This window comes from Pseudomonas sp. PSB18 (genome assembly GCF_014596565.1).
Classification (GTDB): domain Bacteria; phylum Pseudomonadota; class Gammaproteobacteria; order Pseudomonadales; family Pseudomonadaceae; genus Aquipseudomonas.
This window is the reverse complement of record NZ_NOIN01000009.1, coordinates 155518-174030: the sequence shown is the minus strand read 5'-3', so window position 1 is coordinate 174030 and position 18513 is coordinate 155518. Positions and strand designations below refer to the sequence as shown.

Genomic DNA, 18513 nt, shown 5'->3' with positions numbered 1-18513 from the left:
ACCGACCGGTCACATTTAAGCATTGTCGGACGAAAACGCCTAAGTTAACAAATCCTCGAGGCGACCATGAAGGCGCTCGGGCAGGTTTTCCTGGACTTCGATCACGGCCCGGTTGATAGCGCTTTGAAAGCCTTGCACCCCTGCCGAACCATGACTCTTGATCACGATACCCTGCAGCCCGAGAAAACTGGCCCCGTTATGCCGCGCCGGCGCCAGGTCAGCCTGCAGGCGACGCATCAAGGGCAACGCCAGGGCCCCCACCACCCGCGAGGCCAGGCTCTGCCGGAACAGGCTCTCGATCCGCTCGCCGATCATGGTTGCCAGGCCTTCGCTGGACTTGAGCAGGATGTTGCCGACGAAGCCGTCACACACCACCACGTCCGCCTCGCCCCGGTACACACCGTCACCCTCGACGAAACCGACGTAGTTGATTCCGCGCGCGCCCTGCAGCAACGTGGCGGCCAGCTTGACTTGCTGGTTACCCTTGATGTCTTCGGTTCCGATGTTCAGCAGCGCCACGCGAGGCCGCGCGATACCCAGGGTTTCGGCCGCCACCGAGCCCATCACCGCAAATTGCAGCAGGTGCTCGGCGCTGCAATCGACATTGGCCCCCAGGTCAAGCAATTGGCAAAAACCCCTGCGGGTCGGAATTGCCGCGACCATCGCCGGCCGATCGATGCCTGGCAGAGTTTTGAGCACGTAGCGCGACAGCGCCATCAGCGCCCCGGTATTCCCGGCACTGACACAGGCCTGGACCTTGCCGTCGCGCAGCAGCTCAAGGGCCACCCGCATCGACGCGTCAGGCTTGCTGCGCAACGCCTGGGCCGGTTTTTCGTCCATGGTGATGACTTCGGACGCCGGGGCAATCGTCAGGCGCGCGCGATCCGCAGCCGCTTGGCTGCCGAGCATTTCTTCAAGAAGGGAGGGTTGACCGACGAGGGTCAGATGGAGCGAGGGCGTTGCATTCAGGCAAGCAAGACTGGCCTGAACAATGCTGCGGGGACCGAAGTCCCCGCCCATTGCGTCAATTGCGATGACTTGAGCGGACAAGGATTACTCGTCAGCGCCCTTGTCGATCACTTTACGACCACGGTATACGCCTTCTGGCGATACGTGGTGACGCAGGTGAACTTCACCTGTGGTTTTTTCTACAGACAGGGTGCTAGCCTCGAGAGCGTCGTGCGAACGGCGCATGTCACGGGCAGAGCGGGATTTTTTGTTCTGCTGAACAGCCATAATTGATTAACTCCTAAACGTTTGGGTCACGCTTTAACTGCGCCAATACACTGAACGGGTTGGACCGCGTTACCTCGTCCTCGCTCGGTTCGGGCTCATCTGCTCCCGCCGGCTGCTGGCATTCTTCCGGATGATGAGCAGGCACAATGGGCAAGGCGAGCAGAAGCTCCTCCTCGATCAGTGACTGCAGATCCAATGGATCTTCGCCCAGTTCCAGCACGTCATAACCTTTCGGCAACGACTGGGTATTCGCACCCTCCTTCACCACGGCGTAACTGCATTCGCTGTGGATCGGCAGGGTGACCAGCTCAAGACAACGCTGGCAAACCATTTTGACTTCAGTGTCGATAAAGCTGTGGATCACCACAGATTTACGTTCATCTCGTTCAAAAACGAATTTGGCCTGGACCGTACCGACATCATCGGAAAGCGGGTCGCAGAGTCTCTTCAAATCGGCCAGCAGCAGTTCACCTTGAAGGGTGGTGCCACGATCAGCCAATTTGCGCGGGTCAACGTGAGGTGGAATCGGGTCATTCAACATAGGCGCAGCATTATAGGGATGCCCCCGCCCATGTCAAAGGAAATTCAGCCCTGCCCGTCACTTGCGCACCTCGCTAGCGTCCTGTCTCGGAAATACGTTCTCGTTTGGCGAGTGGCTTGGGTGTTCGGCCAAGGCGCCGCGACGAGTCATAGCAGGGCTATGGCGAGGAATGGCAACGCCGGCCGGGCACCCAAGACGCCGCCAAAAATGAACAGCTTATTTCCGAGACAGGACGCTAGAATTCAGCCCTGACTTTTGGAGATGCCCATGCTGCCTTTATTACTTGCCTCCAGCTCGGTCTACCGCCGGGAATTGCTCACCCGCCTAGGGCTACCATTCGTCTGCAGCTCGCCGGATATCGACGAAAGCCAACGCCCCGGCGAACCCGCCCAGGAACTGGTAAAACGCCTGGCCCGGGAAAAAGCCCTGGCATTGGCCGGGAGCCACCCGGAACACCTGATCATCGGCTCGGACCAGGTCGCCGTGCTCGGCGAGCGCATCCTCGGCAAACCCCACACCTTCGAAAATGCCCGCGAACAACTGCTGGCCGCCAGCGGGGCCCAAGTCACATTTCTCACCGGCCTGGCATTGCTCAACAGCCAGACCGGCGCCTGCCAGGTCGATTGCGTGCCTTTTACCGTCAACATGCGCACGCTCGACCCGGAACGGGTCGAACGCTACCTGCGGACCGAGCAGCCTTATGATTGCGCCGGCAGTTTCAAGGCCGAGGGCCTGGGCGTAAGCCTGTTCCAGAGCACCGAAGGCCCCGACGCCACCAGCCTGATCGGCCTGCCCCTGATCCGCCTTGTGGATATGTTGCTGGCAGAGGGCGTGCAGATACCCTGATCGGACTAGCGCAATGCCGGGCCCTGGAACCCCATCCACATCGCCAGGCGCTCGGCAATGCTCGCCCCCAGCTTCTTCGAGAAACGATCGAGCGGCGACTCCTCGACGGTGAAGTCCACCAACTCCTTCTCACCGATCACGTCCCGTGCCACCGAACTGGCACTGCCCAAGCCATCGATCAAGCCCAGGGACAACGCCTGCTCTCCAGACCAGACCAGACCGGAGAATAGCTCCGGGTGCTCCTTGTCCTTGAGCCGGTCACCCCGGCCTTTCTTGACGCTGGCGATGAACTGTTTGTGGGTCGTATCGAGCACGCCTTGCCAGAAAGCGGTTTCTTCTGGCTTCTGCGGCTGGAAAGGATCGAGAAAGGACTTATGCTCACCGGCGGTGTAGACCCGACGCTCGATGCCGAGCTTGTCCAGAGTCTCGACGAAGCCATAACCGGCGGCGGTCACACCAATGGACCCCACCAGGCTGGCCTTGTCGGCATAGACCTGATCCGCCGCACTGGCAATGTAATAGGCACCGGAAGCGCCAAGGTCGGCGATCACTGCATAGACCTTGATGTCCGGATGCGCCGCACGCAAGCGAACGATCTCGTCATAGACGTAGCCCGCCTGCACCGGGCTGCCGCCCGGACTATTGATGCGCAGCACCACCCCTTTGACTTTCGAATCCTCGAATGCGGCCCGCAAACTGCCGATAATGTTATCCGCGCTGGCCGCCTCCTTGTCCGCGATCATGCCTTCGATATCGATCACCGCCGTGTAGGCCGAACCGCTACCGGGATTCTTCTTCATATCGATCGCCTGGATAATGACCCCCAGCCCGACGAAAAGATAAATAAAGACCAGGCACTTGAAGAAGATGCCCCAGCGGCGCGCGCGACGCTGTTCCTCCACCCCGGCCAGCAGGGTCTTTTCCAGCAACTTCCAGCTCTTGTCGTCACCGTTGTCAGCGCTTGCCTTGGCCGGTGCCTTCCATTCATCGGTCATACTTGCATCCTTCAACAAAATTAATCGGTGTGCCGGCTCAGCCAGGCGTGCAACTCAGGAAAATGATCAATCGCCAGTCGCGGCTCGAATGCCTTCAGGGCCTCGATTGTCTGCGCGCCGTAGCTGACAGCCACCGAGCCCATGCCGGCATTGCGGGCCATCTGCAGATCGAACGACGAATCCCCCACCATCAGCGCCTGCTCCGGGCGCACCTCGCAATGCGCCAGGATCTGCTCGAGCATCAGCGGGTGCGGCTTGCTGGCGGTCTCGTCGGCGGCGCGGGTGATATCAAAATAATCATCCCAACCATGAGCCTTCAGCACCCGATCCAGTCCGCGACGGGCCTTCCCGGTGGCAACAGCGAGATGATAGCCCTCCGCCCGCAACGCCCCGAGCGTATCTGCCACGCCCTCGAACAAGGGCGACGGCTCCGCCTCCAGGGCAATGTAGTGGTCAGCATAATGCTGGCGAAAAACCACCAGCGCTTCGTCATCGATCTCTGGATACAGGCTGCGAATCGCTTCCGGCAATCCGAGACCGATGATGCCTTTTACCGCGAAGTCATCGCGCCTGGCAAAACCCGTAAGATCGGACGCGACATGCATCGACTCCACGATCCGACCGATTGAATTGGCCAGAGTGCCGTCCCAATCGAAGATCAGGAGCTTGTAGTCAGGATGCACTCAATCGCTCCACAGTCTTGGCCCACATGGCGTCCACGGGTGCCTGCAACTTCAGCTCACCCCCATCAGGCAGCGGCACCGTGAGCATATAGGCATGCAGAAACAGGCGTTTTCCGCCCAATTCCCGGATCTCCCGAGTGAAATCGTCGTCCCCGTATTTGGGGTCACCGGCGATGCAATGGCCAGCATGCAACGTATGGACTCGAATCTGATGGGTACGACCGGTCACCGGCTTGGCCTCGACCATGGTGGCGAAGTCGCCGAAACGCCGCAGCACCTTGAACACGGTGAGCGCGTCCTTGCCCTCGTCGTTGACCTCGACCATGCGCTCGCCGGAGCGCAGGTTGCTCTTGAGCAACGGTGCGCGGACCTGCTTGATCGACGTCGCCCAATGACCTCGTACCAGCGCCATGTAGCGCTTGTCGATGCCGTCACCGCGCAATTGCTCGTGCAAATGGCGCAACATGCTGCGTTTCTTGGCGATCATCAGCAGCCCGGAGGTGTCGCGATCCAGGCGATGGACCAACTCCAGCTCCTTGGCGTCCGGACGCAACTGACGAAAGGCTTCGATCACGCCGAAATCCAGGCCGCTGCCGCCGTGAACCGCGATGCCTGCGGGCTTGTTGATCACAATCAGCGCTTTGTCTTCGTAGATAATCGAGTCTTCCAGACGCTGCAGCAGCCCTTGGGCAACAGGCACCGGCTCATCGCGCTCGGGCACGCGAACCGGCGGCACGCGCACGATATCGCCAGCCTGGAGCTTGTACTCCGGCTTGATCCGGCCTTTGTTCACCCGCACCTCGCCCTTGCGCAAAATGCGATAAATCAAGGTCTTGGGCACACCCTTGAGCCGGGCGAGAAGGAAGTTATCGATTCGTTGGCCGGCATATTCCGGCGAGACCTCGAGCAGTTGAACGCTCGGGGTCGAAGGGGCAGTAGTCGTCATGGCGGCGATCATAACAATTTTTTATGGAATTGAAGCACTTAATCATTGCTGCTATAGTCGCGAACGCCGCCAAAAGTGGCTGGACAGCGGACTAACGGTCAAAAACCGGCCCTGACCAACGCAATTCACGAGGACGAGAGGCCGTCCTACGGGGCTTTTGCCACGATTCGGTAGAGTTTGCAGGTGTAACGAGCGCAGGTGACATGAGGCCTGAAATACGCAGCAAAGCAGAGTTTTCACTCGCCTTGCGCGCCACATTCACGGCCAGTTCACAAAGTGCAGTCAGTTGCGAACGACCCCGGGCGAAAGCTTCGGAAACAACGCCTAATTAGCCATGATGCGTGACCTCCCCTTTCCGGAGCTCACGGTAAATGCCAACCCGCTGCGGATTCTGCGCGCGGCAGCACCCGAATTATCAGGGATACGTGTAGGGTGGAGATGTACAACCGTCGGACTGTGTAGCACTAGGCTTGTTTCAGACGCTTCATCTCGTCCACAGACGCCGGTTGATTCCTCCTCCTGACTGAGTGCTTGAGTACCAGCAAGCAGGACGCGTCCGTCGCGACTTCGCCATCATTGGGCCGAACTCGCTGGACACTGGAGTGGTCAGCCACTTCCATGACGCACCTGACACCGACCGTGAGAAGTCGTGTGTGCCGAACGCCGTTTCCGGCAGCCCGGAAACCGACGGTACTACATGAAAAGAATGCTGATTAACGCAACTCAACCCGAAGAGTTGCGTGTTGCACTGGTAGACGGCCAGCGCCTCTACGACCTGGATATCGAATCCGGTGCACGCGAGCAGAAGAAGGCCAACATCTATAAAGGCCGGATTACTCGCATCGAACCAAGCCTTGAGGCTGCCTTTGTCGATTTCGGCTCTGAGCGCCACGGCTTCCTGCCCCTCAAAGAAATCTCCCGCGAATACTTCAAGAAAGCCCCTGAAGGCCGCGTCAACATCAAGGACGTCCTGAGCGAAGGCCAGGAAGTCATCGTCCAGGTCGAAAAAGAAGAACGTGGCAACAAGGGCGCCGCCCTGACCACTTTCATCAGCCTGGCCGGCCGTTACCTGGTCCTGATGCCGAACAACCCGCGTGCCGGCGGCATCTCCCGCCGCATCGAAGGCGAAGAGCGCAATGAACTGCGCGAAGCCCTCAACGGCCTGGTTGCCCCAGCCGACATGGGTCTGATCGTGCGCACTGCCGGCCTGGGCCGCAGCAGCGAAGAGATGCAGTGGGACCTCGACTACCTGCTGCAACTGTGGACCGCCATCAAGGAAGCCTCGCTGGATCGTTCCGCGCCGTTCCTGATCTACCAGGAAAGCAACGTCATCATCCGCGCCATCCGCGATTACCTGCGCCAGGACATCGGCGAAGTGCTGATCGACAGCGTCGAAGCCCAGGACGAAGCCCTGACCTTCATTCGCCAGGTGATGCCGCAGTACGCCAGCAAGATCAAGCTCTACGAAGACAGCGTTCCGCTGTTCAACCGCTTCCAGATCGAAAGCCAGATCGAGACCGCTTTCCAGCGCGTCGTCGAGCTGCCGTCCGGCGGTTCCATCGTCATCGATCCGACCGAAGCCCTGGTGTCCATCGACATCAACTCGGCGCGCGCCACCAAAGGCAGCGACATCGAAGAAACCGCCCTGCAGACCAACCTTGAAGCGGCCGAGGAAATCGCCCGTCAGCTGCGTCTGCGCGACATCGGCGGCCTGATCGTCATCGACTTCATCGACATGACCCCGGCCAAGAACCAGCGCGCCGTGGAAGAAAAGGTCCGTGAGTGCCTGGAAGCCGACCGCGCCCGTGTACAGGTCGGTCGCATCTCGCGCTTCGGCCTGCTGGAAATGTCCCGTCAGCGCCTGCGTCCGTCCCTGGGCGAAAGCAGCGGCATCGTCTGCCCACGCTGCAACGGCACCGGCATCATCCGTGACGTCGAGTCGCTGTCCCTGGCGATCCTGCGCCTGATCGAAGAAGAAGCCCTGAAAGACCGCACCGCTGAAGTCCGCGCCCAGGTGCCGATTCCGGTGGCGGCGTTCCTGCTCAACGAAAAACGCAACTCGATCACCAAGATCGAACTGCGCACCCGCGCACGCATCGTGATCCTGCCGAACGATCACCTCGAGACGCCGCACTTCGAAGTCCAGCGCTTGCGCGACGACAGCCCGGAAGCCCACAACAACCAGTCCAGCTACGAAATCGCCGCTGCCGCTGCCGAAGTGGAAGAAGTCCAGCCGGCTGCCGCCACCCGCACCCTGGTTCGCCAGGAAGCCGCCGTGAAGACAGCTCCTGCCCGTGCCAATGCTCCGGTTCCGACCGAAGTCGTCGCGCCGGCGCCGGCTCCGGTTGCTGCGCCTGAGCCAAGCCTGTTCAAGGGCCTGGTGAAGTCGCTGGTCAGCCTGTTCGCGACCAAGGAAGAGCCTGCCGCACCGGCCGTGGTTGCCAAGCCTGCCGCCACCGAGCGTCCTGCCCGCAACGAAGAACGCCGTAACGGTCGTCAGCAGACCCGTAACCGCAACGGCCGTCGTGACGAAGAGCGCAAGCCGCGCGAAGAACGTGCCCCGCGTGAAGAGCGCGCACCACGTGAACCTCGTGAAGAACGCCAACCTCGCGAAGCCCGTGAGGAAGTGCCGGCCGTAGCCCGCGAAGAGCGTGCTCCACGTCCGCCGCGTGAAGAGCGTCAACCCCGCGCCCCGCGTGAGGATCGTAAGCCTCGTGGCGAACGTGAAGAGCGTGTTCGCGAATTGCGCGAGCCTCTGGATGCCGCCCCGGCCGCTGCCGCCACCGCTGAAGAGCGTCCAGCCCGCCAGCCTCGCGAAGAGCGCGCACCACGTCCTCCGCGTGAAGAGCGTCAACCACGCGCCGAGCAAGCCGCCGCTGCCAGCGAAGAAGAAGTGCTGAACGCCGAAGAGCAACTGCAGGAAGACGGCCAGGACAACGCCGAAGGTGATCGTCCACGCCGCCGTTCCCGTGGCCAGCGTCGTCGCAGCAACCGTCGTGAGCGTCAGCGTGATGCCAACGGTAATGTGATCGAAGGCTCGGAAGAGTCCGAATCCACCGAGGCGCCTAGCGCAGCAGACCTGGCCGCCGGCCTGGCCGTGACTGCGGCCGTTGCCAGCAGCACCATCAGCGCCCCAGCCGAAGCCCAGGCCAATGAACAGGCCGAACGCGCTACCGCTGCGGTGGAAAATGCGCCGGTTGAAACGCCAGTGGTCGAAGCCACTACCCCGGTAGAAGTGACTGCTTCGCCAGAAGTGGAAGTGGCGCCGACGCGTGAGGCCCAGCCTGAAGCCGAAGCCGCCGTCGAGCCTGCACCGGTTGTCGAACAGCCGGTAGTAGCTGCAGAACCTGCCGTTGAAACGGCTGTTGAAGCGGACACCGAGGAAAAAGCAGCGGCACCTGTGCGCGAAGAGCAGACCGCGTTCAACTGGAACCCGGAACCTGCCGCACCGGCGCCGGTGGTCGAGCCAGAGCCGACGCCAGAGCCTGTCAAGGCAGCCGAGCCAGCAGTGGTCGAGCCAGCACCCGTAATCGAAGCCCCCGTGGTTGCCGAAGCACCGGCGCCAGTCGAGGAGCCTGCACCTGCCAGCGCCTTGACAGCGAACGGTCGCGCGCCAAACGATCCGCGCGAAGTGCGTCGTCGCAAGCGTGAAGCCGAGCGTCTGCAGAAGGAAGCTGAAGAGGCTGCCGCCCAGGCCCGTGCGGCTGAGCCGGCCCCAGCAGTGGAAGTGGTCGAGGCATCCCCTGCCCCGGTGACTGAAACCGCAGCCGAACCAGCCCCGGTTGAATCGGCGCCGGTGACCGATGAAGCGCAGCCTTCCGCTGAAGCTGAAGAAGTCACACCGCATCGCGCCCCAATGGAAAAAGAGCACGAGCCTAAACCTCACGCCTGATTCCATCGCCCAATAAAAAGCCCCGCCTGGTGATGCCAGGCGGGGCTTTTTATTTCGTGTCGACTATCAGATCGCCATCGCGAGCAGGCTCGCTCCCACAGGGAATTTGCGGCGATCACCAATTCTCAACCCATCAAAGAATCCTGTGGGAGCGAGCCTGCTCGCGATAACGGTGGTTCAGTCGCCATCAATGTTGTGACTGGAAACTCAGGGCCTCAGGCACATCCACATCCCAAACCACCCCAGGATCGTCCAGGGCGATCTCGACCACTCGCGCCCCGGCAAACAGTGCCTTGGCACCGCGATCTCCGGTCAGCGCCATCAACTTCGATCCGAACTCACGACCAAACCCGACGGGATGCCCATATTCCCCCGCGAGCACCGGCACACAGATGCCATCCTCGCGAATGCCCGCCGCCACCCGCTCAATGCTGGACGGCAGGATAAATGGCATGTCTGCCAGCACCATCAACCAACCATCGAGGCCCGGGCATGTCTGGACGCCGGCCGCGATGCTGTCGCCCAGGCCGGGGGAGTCCAGTTCGACGACATCGCATCCATAGGCCTGGGCCATGCGAATGGCCTGTGGACGCCCCTCACGGGTCACCAGCACGCGCTTTTCCAGGGAAGCTGGCAAATTCACCAGCACCTGCTCGATCACCGAACGGACGGCGCCGTCGCGCCCAGTGCAGTCAGCCAATAACTTATCCTTGTCGGGTCCGGCAACCTGACGAAAACGGCTGCCCTGTCCGGCTGCGACAATGATCACGCCAATAGATCCGCTCATGCGCCCTCCTTGCCCCTAACGGCGGCTTACAACGGCTTTTTCTGCCGCAACTCGACGCCATTCTTGATGGCCACGATTTCGGCCAGCAGCGACAAGGCGATTTCCGCCGGGGTGTGGCTGCCGATGTGCAGGCCGATCGGACCATGCAGCCGCTCGATGGCCTGTGCTGACAAGCCTAGCTGAAGCAGATTGTCCCGGCGCTTCTGGCTGTTGACCCGCGACCCCAGGGCCCCCACATAAAAAGCCGGTGAATCCAGGGCGGTCAGCAAGGCCATGTCGTCCAGGCGCGGATCATGGGTCAGGGCAACGATCGCCGTGCGCTCGTCGGTCTGGATGTTCAACACCGCCTCGTCGGGCATCCCCGAGACGAAGCGGCCGTGCTGTTCTTCCCACCCGTAGACGAACTCCTTGCGCGGATCGCAGATCAGCACTTCGAAGTCCAGCAACCGGGCCATTTCCGCAACATAGCGCGACAATTGCCCAGCGCCGATCAACAGCAACCGCCACCGCGGCCCGTAGATGGCACGCAGGGTCTGGCCGTTGAACACCAGCACGTCGCTCTTGCTGGCGGGCGTCAACGCCACATGGCCTGTGGCGATGCTCAACTCACGGGCGACAATCTGATGGGCTTCGCAGCGCTCCAGCAGTTCGGCTACCCATTGTGGATCGCCGACCCGCTCTTCCGTCAGGCGCAGGGTCCCGCCGCACGGCAAACCGAAGCGCGCCGCCTCCTCGCGGGTAACACCGTAGGTGACCATCTGCACCGGCGGACCGTCCGCCGGAATGCGGCCATCGTGCAGTCGGGCGATCAGGTCATCCTCGACACAACCGCCCGACACCGAGCCGATCACCACGCCGTCTTCGCGCAAGGCGAGCATCGCCCCCGGAGGCCTCGGCGCGGTGCCCCACGTCTGGACCACCGTGAACAACACCACGCGCTGTCCGGCGCGGCGCCATTGGAGCACGCTGCGCAGGACATTCAGGTCAACGCTGTCCATCAGGCCTTGGCCTGCTGCCAGCCTTGCAACTGATAGCGCACCGGCAGGTTGCGGATACGCTGGCCGGTCGCCGCGAAAATCGCATTGCACAGCGCCGGCGCAATCGGCGGTACCCCCGGCTCACCGACACCGCCCAATGGCACCTCGCCCGGTGGCGTGACCAGGTGCACTGCCACTTCCCTGGGCGCCAGGGACATGCGCGCCACTTCGTACATGTGGAAGTTATCCTGCTGGACCTTGCCATCCTTGAAGCTGATCTCCCCCACCATCGCATTGCCCAAGCCCATGACGCAGGCGCCTTCGAACTGGGAGCGGATACGTTCGGGGTTGATCTGCGGACCGCAGTCGACGGCAATGTTCGCCTTGTGCACGATCACCGTGCCGTCCTCCTTGACCTCCACTTCGATGGCCGCCGCCACGTAGGTGACGAAGCTGTAATGCACCGCGAGCCCGAGGCCACGGCCTTTGGGCAACTTCTGCCCCCAACCGGCAGCCTTGGCAGCGGTTTCCAACACGGTGCGGATCCGCGCCGTATCGATGGGATAGCGCTCGGGGGATTCACCGTAGTTCCACTCTTCGTTCAAGGTACGCGGGTCGATCTTGCGATCCGGGCCAAGCAACTTGAGGTGGTACTTCAGCGGGTCCTGACCGGCCTTGTGGGCCAATTCGTCGATAAAACTCTGGATGGCGAAACCGTGGGGAATGTTCGACACCGAGCGGTACCAGCCCACTCGCGTGTGGGCTACCGCTTCGGGGTTCTCCAGGCGCAGGTTGGGAATGGCGTAGGCCATGTTGGTCACGCCCATGCCGACTTCGAACGGCGCTTCATGAACCATATTCGGCGCGAACAGCGCGGTGATGCTCGGGGCCACGGTGCGATGCAGCCAGCCGGACGGCATGCCGTCCCGGTTCAAGCCGGCCTTGAGATACTCGGCCGATACGGTGTGGAAATACGAGTGATGGATGTCATCCTCGCGGGTCCATTGCACCCGGACCGCCTGCCCCGCAAACTCCTTGGCCAGCACCGCCGCCTCGACGACGAAGTCGGGCTTGGATTTACGGCCAAACCCACCACCCAGCAGCGTGATATTGATCGTGACCTTGTCGAAAGGAATACCCAATCGCTCAGCGACGCGCTCGCGGGTCACCTGGGGTGCCTGGCTCGGTGCCCAGGCTTCACACTGACCGTCCTTGAACCGGGCAACGGCCACCATCGGCTCCATTGGCGACTGGGACAGGTGCGGCAGGTAATACGAGGCTTCCAGGGTCGAATCGGCCTTCGCCAGCGCATCGTCGAGATCGCCGGTGCTGCGCAGGACTTTTCCGGGCTTGAGAGCAGCGGCCTCGAGCTCCTTGCGATAGGCGACCGAGTCATAACCGGCATTCGGGCCGTCATCCCACTCGATTTTCAGCGCATCGCGCCCCTTGATCGCGGCCCAGGTGTTCTTCGCCACCACCGCCACGCCACCCAGGGGCTGGAATTCCGAAGGCAGCGGACGCCCTTCGATCTGCACGACCTTGACCACGCCCGGTACTTTCAGCGCCGCACTGTCATCCACGGTCTTGACCTTGCCGCCATAGACCGGTGGGCGCGCCACGACGGCGTAAAGCATGCCGTCGAAATGCACATCGGCACCGAAAACGGCGCGACCGTTGACGACGTCGGCACCGTCGATGGCCCTGCTCGCTTCCTTGCCGATGTAGCGAAATTCGGCAGGCTGCTTGAGGCGCAAGGTGTCACGGGCCGGCACCGGCAAGGCGCTGGCGGCAGCGGCCAAGGCGCCATAACCCAGTTTCCGACCGGAAGGCTGGTGCACCACGTTGTGCAACTGGGCGTGGCACTCGCCCACCGGAACGTTCCATTGGGCTGCGGCGGCCTGCTCCAGCATGGTCCGGGCGGCGGCACCGCAACGGCGCATCGGTTCGTACCAGTGGCGCATGCTGCGCGAACCGTCGGTGTCCTGGTTGCCGAAACGCGCCTCATCGGCCGGCGCCTGCTGCACCTTCACCAATGCCCAGTCGGCGTCCAGTTCATCGGCCACGACCATGCTGAGGCTGGTGCGCACACCCTGGCCCATTTCCGAACGGTTGCAGATCACCGTCACGCTGCCGTCGGCGGCAATGCTGACGTACACCTTCGGATCGTCGACCGCACCATGGGGCATGCCCTCGGCACCGAACTTCTTTTCTTCGGCAAAGGCATCCGGCAGGCCCCAACTGGCGGCCAAGACCAGCGCGCCGGTGGCGCTCGCGCCCTTGAGGAAGCCACGTCGGCTGAGATTGCTCAGCACGAAATCATTGGGCAAACGGCTCATGCCTTGGCCTCCTTCAGGTGGGTGGAAGCCTGGCGGATCGCGGTCTTGATCCGGTTATACGTGCCACAACGGCAGATATTGCCAACCATGGCTTCCTCGATCTGCTCATCGCTGGGATTGGGATTGCTCTTGAGCAAGGCGGTGGCGGACATGATTTGCCCGCCCTGGCAGTAGCCACACTGGGCCACGGCGGTATCGAGCCAGGCCTTTTGCACGACCTGGCCAACCGGGTCGGCATGCAGTGCGTCGATGGTACTGACGTTCTGCCCCTGCACCGAGCCGATCGGCGTGATGCAACTGCGCGCCGGAGCGCCGTCGATGTGGATGGTGCATGCGCCGCACAGGCCCATGCCACAGCCGAATTTGGTGCCGTTGTACCCAGCGACATCCCGGATAGCCCACAGCAGCGGCATGTCCTCGGTCACATCCAGTTGATGGTCTTGTCCATTGAGTTTCAGGGTAATCATGGGCACGCCCGCATAGTTATCGAGTTATGAGGTCGAGCAATCTGCCGCTTGGGTGACGGTTCGGTGTCGCAGACTGGCTCAGGCTGATCGGGCTCTCTTATACAGACACGCAAGGGTCTGCACTGGGCCTCTAGGGTCGCATTGTCAGCGGATTAAATTAACCCAGGTTCAAGCAAAACGCCCTGCACAATCCTGCACAAATGACGCGTGTGCGAGGTTGTGCAGGGCGTCCTCGGTTCATGGCGAACCTTGACTCAGTAGCGATTGGGCTCCATTTCCAGGTCAACCTGGAAACGTTCGGCAACATCTTTCTGGATACGCTGGGCCAGTTCCAGCAGTTCGAGGCCAGTAGCCTCGCCATAGTTGACCAGCACCAGCGCCTGCAACTTATGCACCCCGGCGTCGCCTTCACGGAACCCCTTCCAGCCGGCACGCTCGATCAGCCAACCCGCGGCGATTTTCATCTGGCCCTCGGGCTGTGGATAAGCCACCAGGTCGGGGTATTGCAGCTTGAGGTGCGTAACGTGCGCGGCCGGCACCAGCGGATTCTTGAAGAAACTGCCAGCATTGCCCAGCACGGCCGGGTCCGGCAGTTTTTCGCTGCGTATGCTGCAAATGGCGCGGCTGACATCGAGGGGCGTCGCCTGGTCGATGCCTTGTTCGCTCAACCGCTGACGAACCGGGCCATATTCCAGGTGCAGATGGGCGGCACGACTGAGGGCGAAACGCACCCGCAGGATCAACCAACGACCCGATTGTTGTTTGAACAGGCTGTCGCGGTAGGCAAAACAGCATTCTTCGAGGGTGAAATCCCGCAACTCGCCGGTATGGCGATCCAGGGCGGTGAGCCCGGCAAAGACGTCCTTGATCTCCACGCCATAGGCGCCGATGTTCTGCATCGGCGCGGCGCCCACCGTCCCGGGGATCAGGCTGAGGTTCTCCAGCCCCGCCCAGCCTTGCGCCAACGTGTGCTGGACGAAAGGATGCCAGGGCTCTCCGGCCTCGGCCTCGATCACCACCCGCTCCCCCTCATCGCGCAGCAGGCGGATGCCGCGGCTGGCCATGCGCAGCACCAGCGCATCGATGTCGCCGGTCAGCAGCAAGTTGCTGCCACCACCAATCACCAGCAGCGGTACCTCATGCCCGGCGGCATACGCCAGCGCCTCGCGCACATCCGCATCGCCGTGGGCCTCGGCGAACAGCCGGGCCTTGACGTCCACGCCGAAACTGTTGAAAGGCTTGAGGCTGACGCCGGTCTGTACCTGCAAACTCATAGCCGCCCCTTCAATTCGATCACCAGGCGATCCGTGGCGCATTCGATCAGGTCCAGGACCTGCTCGAAACCCTGCTCGCCGTCGTAGTACGGATCCGGTACGTCATCGACGCCGGCTTCGTAGCGCCGCAGGAACAGATCCAGTTCAGCCCGGCCGTTGGCCGGTTGCAGGGCCTTGAGATTGCGCAGGTTGCTGCTGTCCATCGCCAGGATCAGGTCATAGGCGGCGAAATCGGCGCGGCTGACTTGCCGGGCACGCTGGGCCGACAAATCATAACCACGCCGCAGGGCCGCGGCCTGGCTGCGCTTGTCCGGCGGCTTGCCCACGTGCCAGTCACCGGTACCGGCGGAGGCCACCTCCACTTGCCCGGTCAGCCCGGCCTCGCGCAGCTTGTGTCGCAGGATGCCTTCGGCGGTGGGCGAGCGGCAGATGTTGCCGAGGCAGACGAACAGAACCCGCATCAGGCCTCCAGCAGACGACGAACGCGTTCAAGGTCTTCGACCGTGTCGACGCCGGTTGGCGGAGCGATCAGCGCATCGGCAACATGGATCCGCACACCGTGCCAGAGCGCGCGCAGCTGCTCCAGGGCTTCGGTGTTTTCCAGCCAGCATGGGCCCCAGGCCACGAAGTCCTGGAGAAAACCGGCACGATAGGCATAGATGCCGATGTGACGACGGTACGGCACGCCTTCAGGCATGACGTCACGGGTTTGAGCGAATGCATCCCGGGCCCAGGGCAACGTAGCGCGACTGAAGGTCAGCGCCAGGCCGTTCAGGTCACTGATCACCTTGACCACGTTCGGGTTGAACAGGGTCTGCACGTCCTTGATCGGCTCGGCCAGCGTGGCCATGCGCGCTTCGGGATGGGCCGCCAGATTGGCCGCGACCTGATCGATCACGCTGGGCGGGATCAGCGGTTCGTCGCCCTGCACGTTGACCACGATGGCGTCAGGTTCCAGGCCCAGTTTCGCCGCGACTTCCGCCAGGCGATCAGTGCCGGAGTTGTGATCCTCGCGGGTCATGACCACCTCGGCGCCAAAGCCCTCGCAGGCCTCGATGATGCGCAGGTCGTCCGTCGCCACCACCACACGCTGGGCGCTGCTCTTGCAGGCCTGCTCCCACACGTGCTGGATCATCGGCTTGCCGGCGATCGACAACAACGGTTTGCCGGGCAAGCGCGTCGAAGCGAAGCGCGACGGGATTACAACGGTGAAGGCGACGCTCATTTATCCAGGCGCTCATCGGTGGTCAGGGTCCGGGCTTCGCTTTCGAGCATCACCGGGATGCCGTCGCGAATCGGGTACGCCAGGCCGGCGCCCTTGCTGATCAGCTCGGTCTTGTCGGCGCTGAGCTTGAGCGGGCCTTTGCAAACCGGGCAGGCCAGGATGTCGAGCAGTTTGGTGTCCATGGAATTTCCCCTGGATAAGATTCTTAAGGTAATAGCCGATCCGGCAACAGGCGCATCAACTGCGTATCGAACCAGGCCTCGAAGGCCGGTGAAGGCGCGGCGTCCACCGCCAGGTACCACCAGTCGGGCGCGGCAAAGGCACGGCATTTCACTGCGTCCTTTTCCGTCATGACCACCGGCAATGGCGGCGTGAAATTCAAGGCCTCGACGCTGTATTCGGCATGATCGGCAAACCCGTGCGGTACAGGCCGCCAGTGTAGCGTTTCGAGGGTTTTGAAGAAACGTTGCGGATTGCCGATACCGGCCACGGCGTGCAAGGCTTGGCCGGACGGAAAATGGTCGAGCGGGCGTCGTTCACCACTGGCCAGATTCACCAGGGCGGTGGGCCGTAGCTCGAAGGCGAAGCCGTCTTCACGGTCGGCACCGGCGCCGTTGTACAGCACCGCATCCACCGATTGCAGGCGCTCGACCGGTTCGCGCAACGGACCGGCAGGCAGACAACGCCGATTGCCCAGGCCGCGGGCATTGTCGATCAACACCAGCTCCAGGTCGCGAGCCAGCCGGTAATGTTGCATGCCATCATCGGACAGGATCAGGTCCAGCGGTTCCGCTGCCAGCAGCGCCTGGACCGCGCGGCTGCGGTCCGGGTCGATCATCAGCGGCACACCGGTGCGCTGGACGATCAGCAAAGGTTCGTCGCCAGCGATCTCGGCGCCCTGGTCGGGCTCGACTCGCCACGGCAATTGTGGCGGCTTGGCGCCATAGCCGCGGCTGACCACGCCGACCCGCAGGCCACAGCGCTGGCAGTGCTGGATCATCCACAGGATCATCGGCGTCTTGCCAGTGCCGCCCACGGTAATGTTGCCCACTACCACCAGCGGCACCGAGGGTTGATAGATATCGCCCTCACCCGCCAGAAAACGCTCGCGCTTGCCGACCACCACGCGCCGGTACAGCCACTCCAGTGGCCGCAGCAGCACCAAGGCCGGGTGACCGTCATACCACGCGGCGAGCAATCGATCGGACATGGCCATCAGGGTGCGGGCGCCGCCTCGACCGTGGTCATGCGCAGGTGGCTGAAGCCGAGCTTGCCAGCCGCGTCCATGGCGGTGATGACCGATTGATGGGGCGTCTTGCCATCAGCACTGATGGACAGTGGCAGGTTGGTATCGCCCCCGGACTCTTTCTGCAACACCTCGATCAGGGTCGCCAGGTCGCTCTTGGGCAACAACTGGTTGTTCACCGAAATCGACCCTTCTGCACTGATGGTGATTTCCAGATTCTTCAACTGCTGGTCTTCGGCTGGCGAACCACTGACCGCCTGCGGCAACTCGACTTTGAGCTGGGTTTCCCGAGTGAAGGTGGTGGTCACGACGAAAAACAGCAGCAGGATGAACACCACGTCGATCAGCGACGCGAGGTTGATCTCGATGTTTTCCCGTGGTTTGCGGCGGAATTTCACTTCTTGCTCCCGGCCAGGTCCACATCGCGATCGCCCTGCACCACCTCGACCAGCTTGATGGCTTCCTGTTCCATGCCCACCACCAGCTCGTCGACGCGGCGCTGCAGGAAGCGATGGAAGAACACCGACGGGATACCCACCATCAGGCCCGCGGCGGTGGTGATCAAGGCTTTGGAGATACCGCCGGCCAGCACCGAGGCATTAGTGCTCATGCCGGACCCGGTAAAAGCGCTGAAAATGTCGATCATGCCCAACACCGTACCCAGCAGACCCAGCAGCGGGGCCATGGCGGCAATGGTACCCAGGGCATTGATGTAGCGCTCCAGCTCATGGATGACCCGGGCCGCGGCTTCTTCAATGCACTCTTTCATGATCTCGCGACCATGCTTGGAGTTAGCCAGGCCTGCCGCCAGGATCTCGCCCAACGGCGAACTGGCCCGCAGTTCCTTGAGCTTGTCCTTGTTCAGTTGCTTGTCCTTGATCCAGACCCAGACCTGCCCGAGCAAATGCTCCGGCGTCACGCGGCTGGCCCGCAGGGTCCACAGGCGTTCGGCAACGATACCCAGTGCCGCGATGGAACTCAGAATGATCGGCAACATCATCCAGCCGCCGGATTTGACCAATTCCCACACAGTGACTGCCCCCTCGAAAAAGTGCGCCACTT

Annotated in this window: 19 protein-coding genes; 2 read left to right on the top strand and 17 right to left on the bottom strand. The window is 62.3% G+C overall.

Translation table 11 applies throughout. From position 1 onward, the window contains the following. Window positions 1-39: 39 nt before the first annotated feature. The 3 genes from plsX to CGA22_RS21090 are packed head-to-tail and all read right to left on the bottom strand — an operon-like array spanning window position 40 to window position 1777. Window positions 40-1050, bottom strand: a complete 1011-nt coding sequence (gene plsX, locus CGA22_RS21100; protein WP_084213695.1) for a phosphate acyltransferase PlsX — start codon at window positions 1048-1050, stop codon at window positions 40-42. Between the two features lie 3 nt (window positions 1051-1053). Next, on the bottom strand, window positions 1054-1236 hold the full coding sequence (rpmF, locus tag CGA22_RS21095; protein ID WP_003179396.1) for a 50S ribosomal protein L32: 183 nt from the start codon (window positions 1234-1236) through the stop codon (window positions 1054-1056). A gap of 13 nt (window positions 1237-1249) precedes the next feature. Further along, a complete protein-coding gene (locus tag CGA22_RS21090) occupies window positions 1250-1777 on the bottom strand; it encodes a YceD family protein (protein ID WP_003204262.1) in 528 nt (175 codons plus the stop codon). Window positions 1778-2044: 267 nt separating this feature from the next. Here CGA22_RS21090 and CGA22_RS21085 point away from each other — a divergent pair, with 267 nt between their 5' ends. Then, window positions 2045-2623, top strand: a complete 579-nt coding sequence (locus tag CGA22_RS21085) for a Maf family protein (protein WP_041024283.1) — start codon at window positions 2045-2047, stop codon at window positions 2621-2623. Window positions 2624-2628: 5 nt separating this feature from the next. Here the strand turns inward: CGA22_RS21085 and CGA22_RS21080 are convergent, their stop codons facing one another. Genes CGA22_RS21080 through rluC form a run of 3 tightly spaced genes read right to left on the bottom strand, consistent with a single transcriptional unit; the run spans window position 2629 to window position 5247 of the window. Continuing rightward, window positions 2629-3618 carry a S49 family peptidase gene (locus CGA22_RS21080; RefSeq protein WP_041024284.1) on the bottom strand — a complete coding sequence of 330 codons (990 nt, stop codon included), beginning with the start codon at window positions 3616-3618 and terminating at the stop codon, window positions 2629-2631. Window positions 3619-3638: 20 nt separating this feature from the next. After that, window positions 3639-4301, bottom strand: coding sequence for an HAD-IA family hydrolase (locus CGA22_RS21075; RefSeq protein ID WP_041024285.1), 663 nt, complete (start codon window positions 4299-4301; stop codon window positions 3639-3641). Continuing rightward, a complete protein-coding gene (gene rluC / locus CGA22_RS21070; RefSeq protein ID WP_041024287.1) occupies window positions 4291-5247 on the bottom strand; it encodes a 23S rRNA pseudouridine(955/2504/2580) synthase RluC in 957 nt (318 codons plus the stop codon). Before rluC ends, CGA22_RS21075 begins: the two co-directional genes overlap by 11 nt. 697 nt (window positions 5248-5944) lie before the next feature. Between rluC and rne the strand changes: the two genes are divergently transcribed. After that, on the top strand, window positions 5945-9139 hold the full coding sequence (gene rne, locus CGA22_RS21065; RefSeq protein WP_188258695.1) for a ribonuclease E: 3195 nt from the start codon (window positions 5945-5947) through the stop codon (window positions 9137-9139). 187 nt (window positions 9140-9326) lie between these two features. On the opposite strand, the gene CGA22_RS21060 is transcribed toward rne, so the two are convergent. The 11 genes from CGA22_RS21060 to CGA22_RS21010 all read right to left on the bottom strand — a co-directional run bounded on the left by CGA22_RS21060 (window position 9327) and on the right by CGA22_RS21010 (window position 18481). Continuing rightward, a complete protein-coding gene (locus CGA22_RS21060) occupies window positions 9327-9926 on the bottom strand; it encodes an NTP transferase domain-containing protein (protein ID WP_041024623.1) in 600 nt (199 codons plus the stop codon). A 26-nt stretch (window positions 9927-9952) separates the two neighbouring features. Continuing rightward, window positions 9953-10924 carry an XdhC family protein gene (locus CGA22_RS21055; protein ID WP_041024624.1) on the bottom strand — a complete coding sequence of 324 codons (972 nt, stop codon included), beginning with the start codon at window positions 10922-10924 and terminating at the stop codon, window positions 9953-9955. Continuing rightward, window positions 10924-13239 carry a xanthine dehydrogenase family protein molybdopterin-binding subunit gene (locus CGA22_RS21050; RefSeq protein ID WP_041024625.1) on the bottom strand — a complete coding sequence of 772 codons (2316 nt, stop codon included), beginning with the start codon at window positions 13237-13239 and terminating at the stop codon, window positions 10924-10926. The genes CGA22_RS21055 and CGA22_RS21050 overlap by 1 nt, the downstream gene beginning before the upstream one ends. Beyond that, on the bottom strand, window positions 13236-13706 hold the full coding sequence (locus CGA22_RS21045) for a (2Fe-2S)-binding protein (protein ID WP_024776917.1): 471 nt from the start codon (window positions 13704-13706) through the stop codon (window positions 13236-13238). The genes CGA22_RS21050 and CGA22_RS21045 overlap by 4 nt, the downstream gene beginning before the upstream one ends. A 254-nt stretch (window positions 13707-13960) precedes the next feature. After that, the gene (gene murB / locus CGA22_RS21040; RefSeq protein ID WP_041024626.1) at window positions 13961-14980 is read right to left on the bottom strand and encodes a UDP-N-acetylmuramate dehydrogenase; all 1020 of its coding nucleotides are present in this window, start codon (window positions 14978-14980) and stop codon (window positions 13961-13963) included. After that, window positions 14977-15441 (bottom strand): low molecular weight protein-tyrosine-phosphatase, encoded by a 465-nt coding sequence (locus CGA22_RS21035; RefSeq protein WP_041024627.1) that lies wholly within the window; start codon window positions 15439-15441, stop codon window positions 14977-14979. The genes murB and CGA22_RS21035 overlap by 4 nt, the downstream gene beginning before the upstream one ends. After that, on the bottom strand, window positions 15441-16205 hold the full coding sequence (gene kdsB, locus CGA22_RS21030) for a 3-deoxy-manno-octulosonate cytidylyltransferase (RefSeq protein WP_041024628.1): 765 nt from the start codon (window positions 16203-16205) through the stop codon (window positions 15441-15443). The genes CGA22_RS21035 and kdsB overlap by 1 nt, the downstream gene beginning before the upstream one ends. Then, complete coding sequence (locus tag CGA22_RS21025; RefSeq protein ID WP_003179363.1) at window positions 16202-16387, bottom strand: Trm112 family protein; 186 nt, start codon at window positions 16385-16387, stop codon at window positions 16202-16204. Before CGA22_RS21025 ends, kdsB begins: the two co-directional genes overlap by 4 nt. Before the next feature lie 23 nt (window positions 16388-16410). Next, on the bottom strand, window positions 16411-17421 hold the full coding sequence (gene lpxK, locus CGA22_RS21020; protein ID WP_041024629.1) for a tetraacyldisaccharide 4'-kinase: 1011 nt from the start codon (window positions 17419-17421) through the stop codon (window positions 16411-16413). Beyond that, the gene (locus CGA22_RS21015; protein ID WP_024776922.1) at window positions 17421-17849 is read right to left on the bottom strand and encodes an ExbD/TolR family protein; all 429 of its coding nucleotides are present in this window, start codon (window positions 17847-17849) and stop codon (window positions 17421-17423) included. Before CGA22_RS21015 ends, lpxK begins: the two co-directional genes overlap by 1 nt. Further along, window positions 17846-18481 carry a MotA/TolQ/ExbB proton channel family protein gene (locus CGA22_RS21010; protein ID WP_053150108.1) on the bottom strand — a complete coding sequence of 212 codons (636 nt, stop codon included), beginning with the start codon at window positions 18479-18481 and terminating at the stop codon, window positions 17846-17848. The genes CGA22_RS21015 and CGA22_RS21010 overlap by 4 nt, the downstream gene beginning before the upstream one ends. Window positions 18482-18513 lie beyond the last annotated feature (32 nt).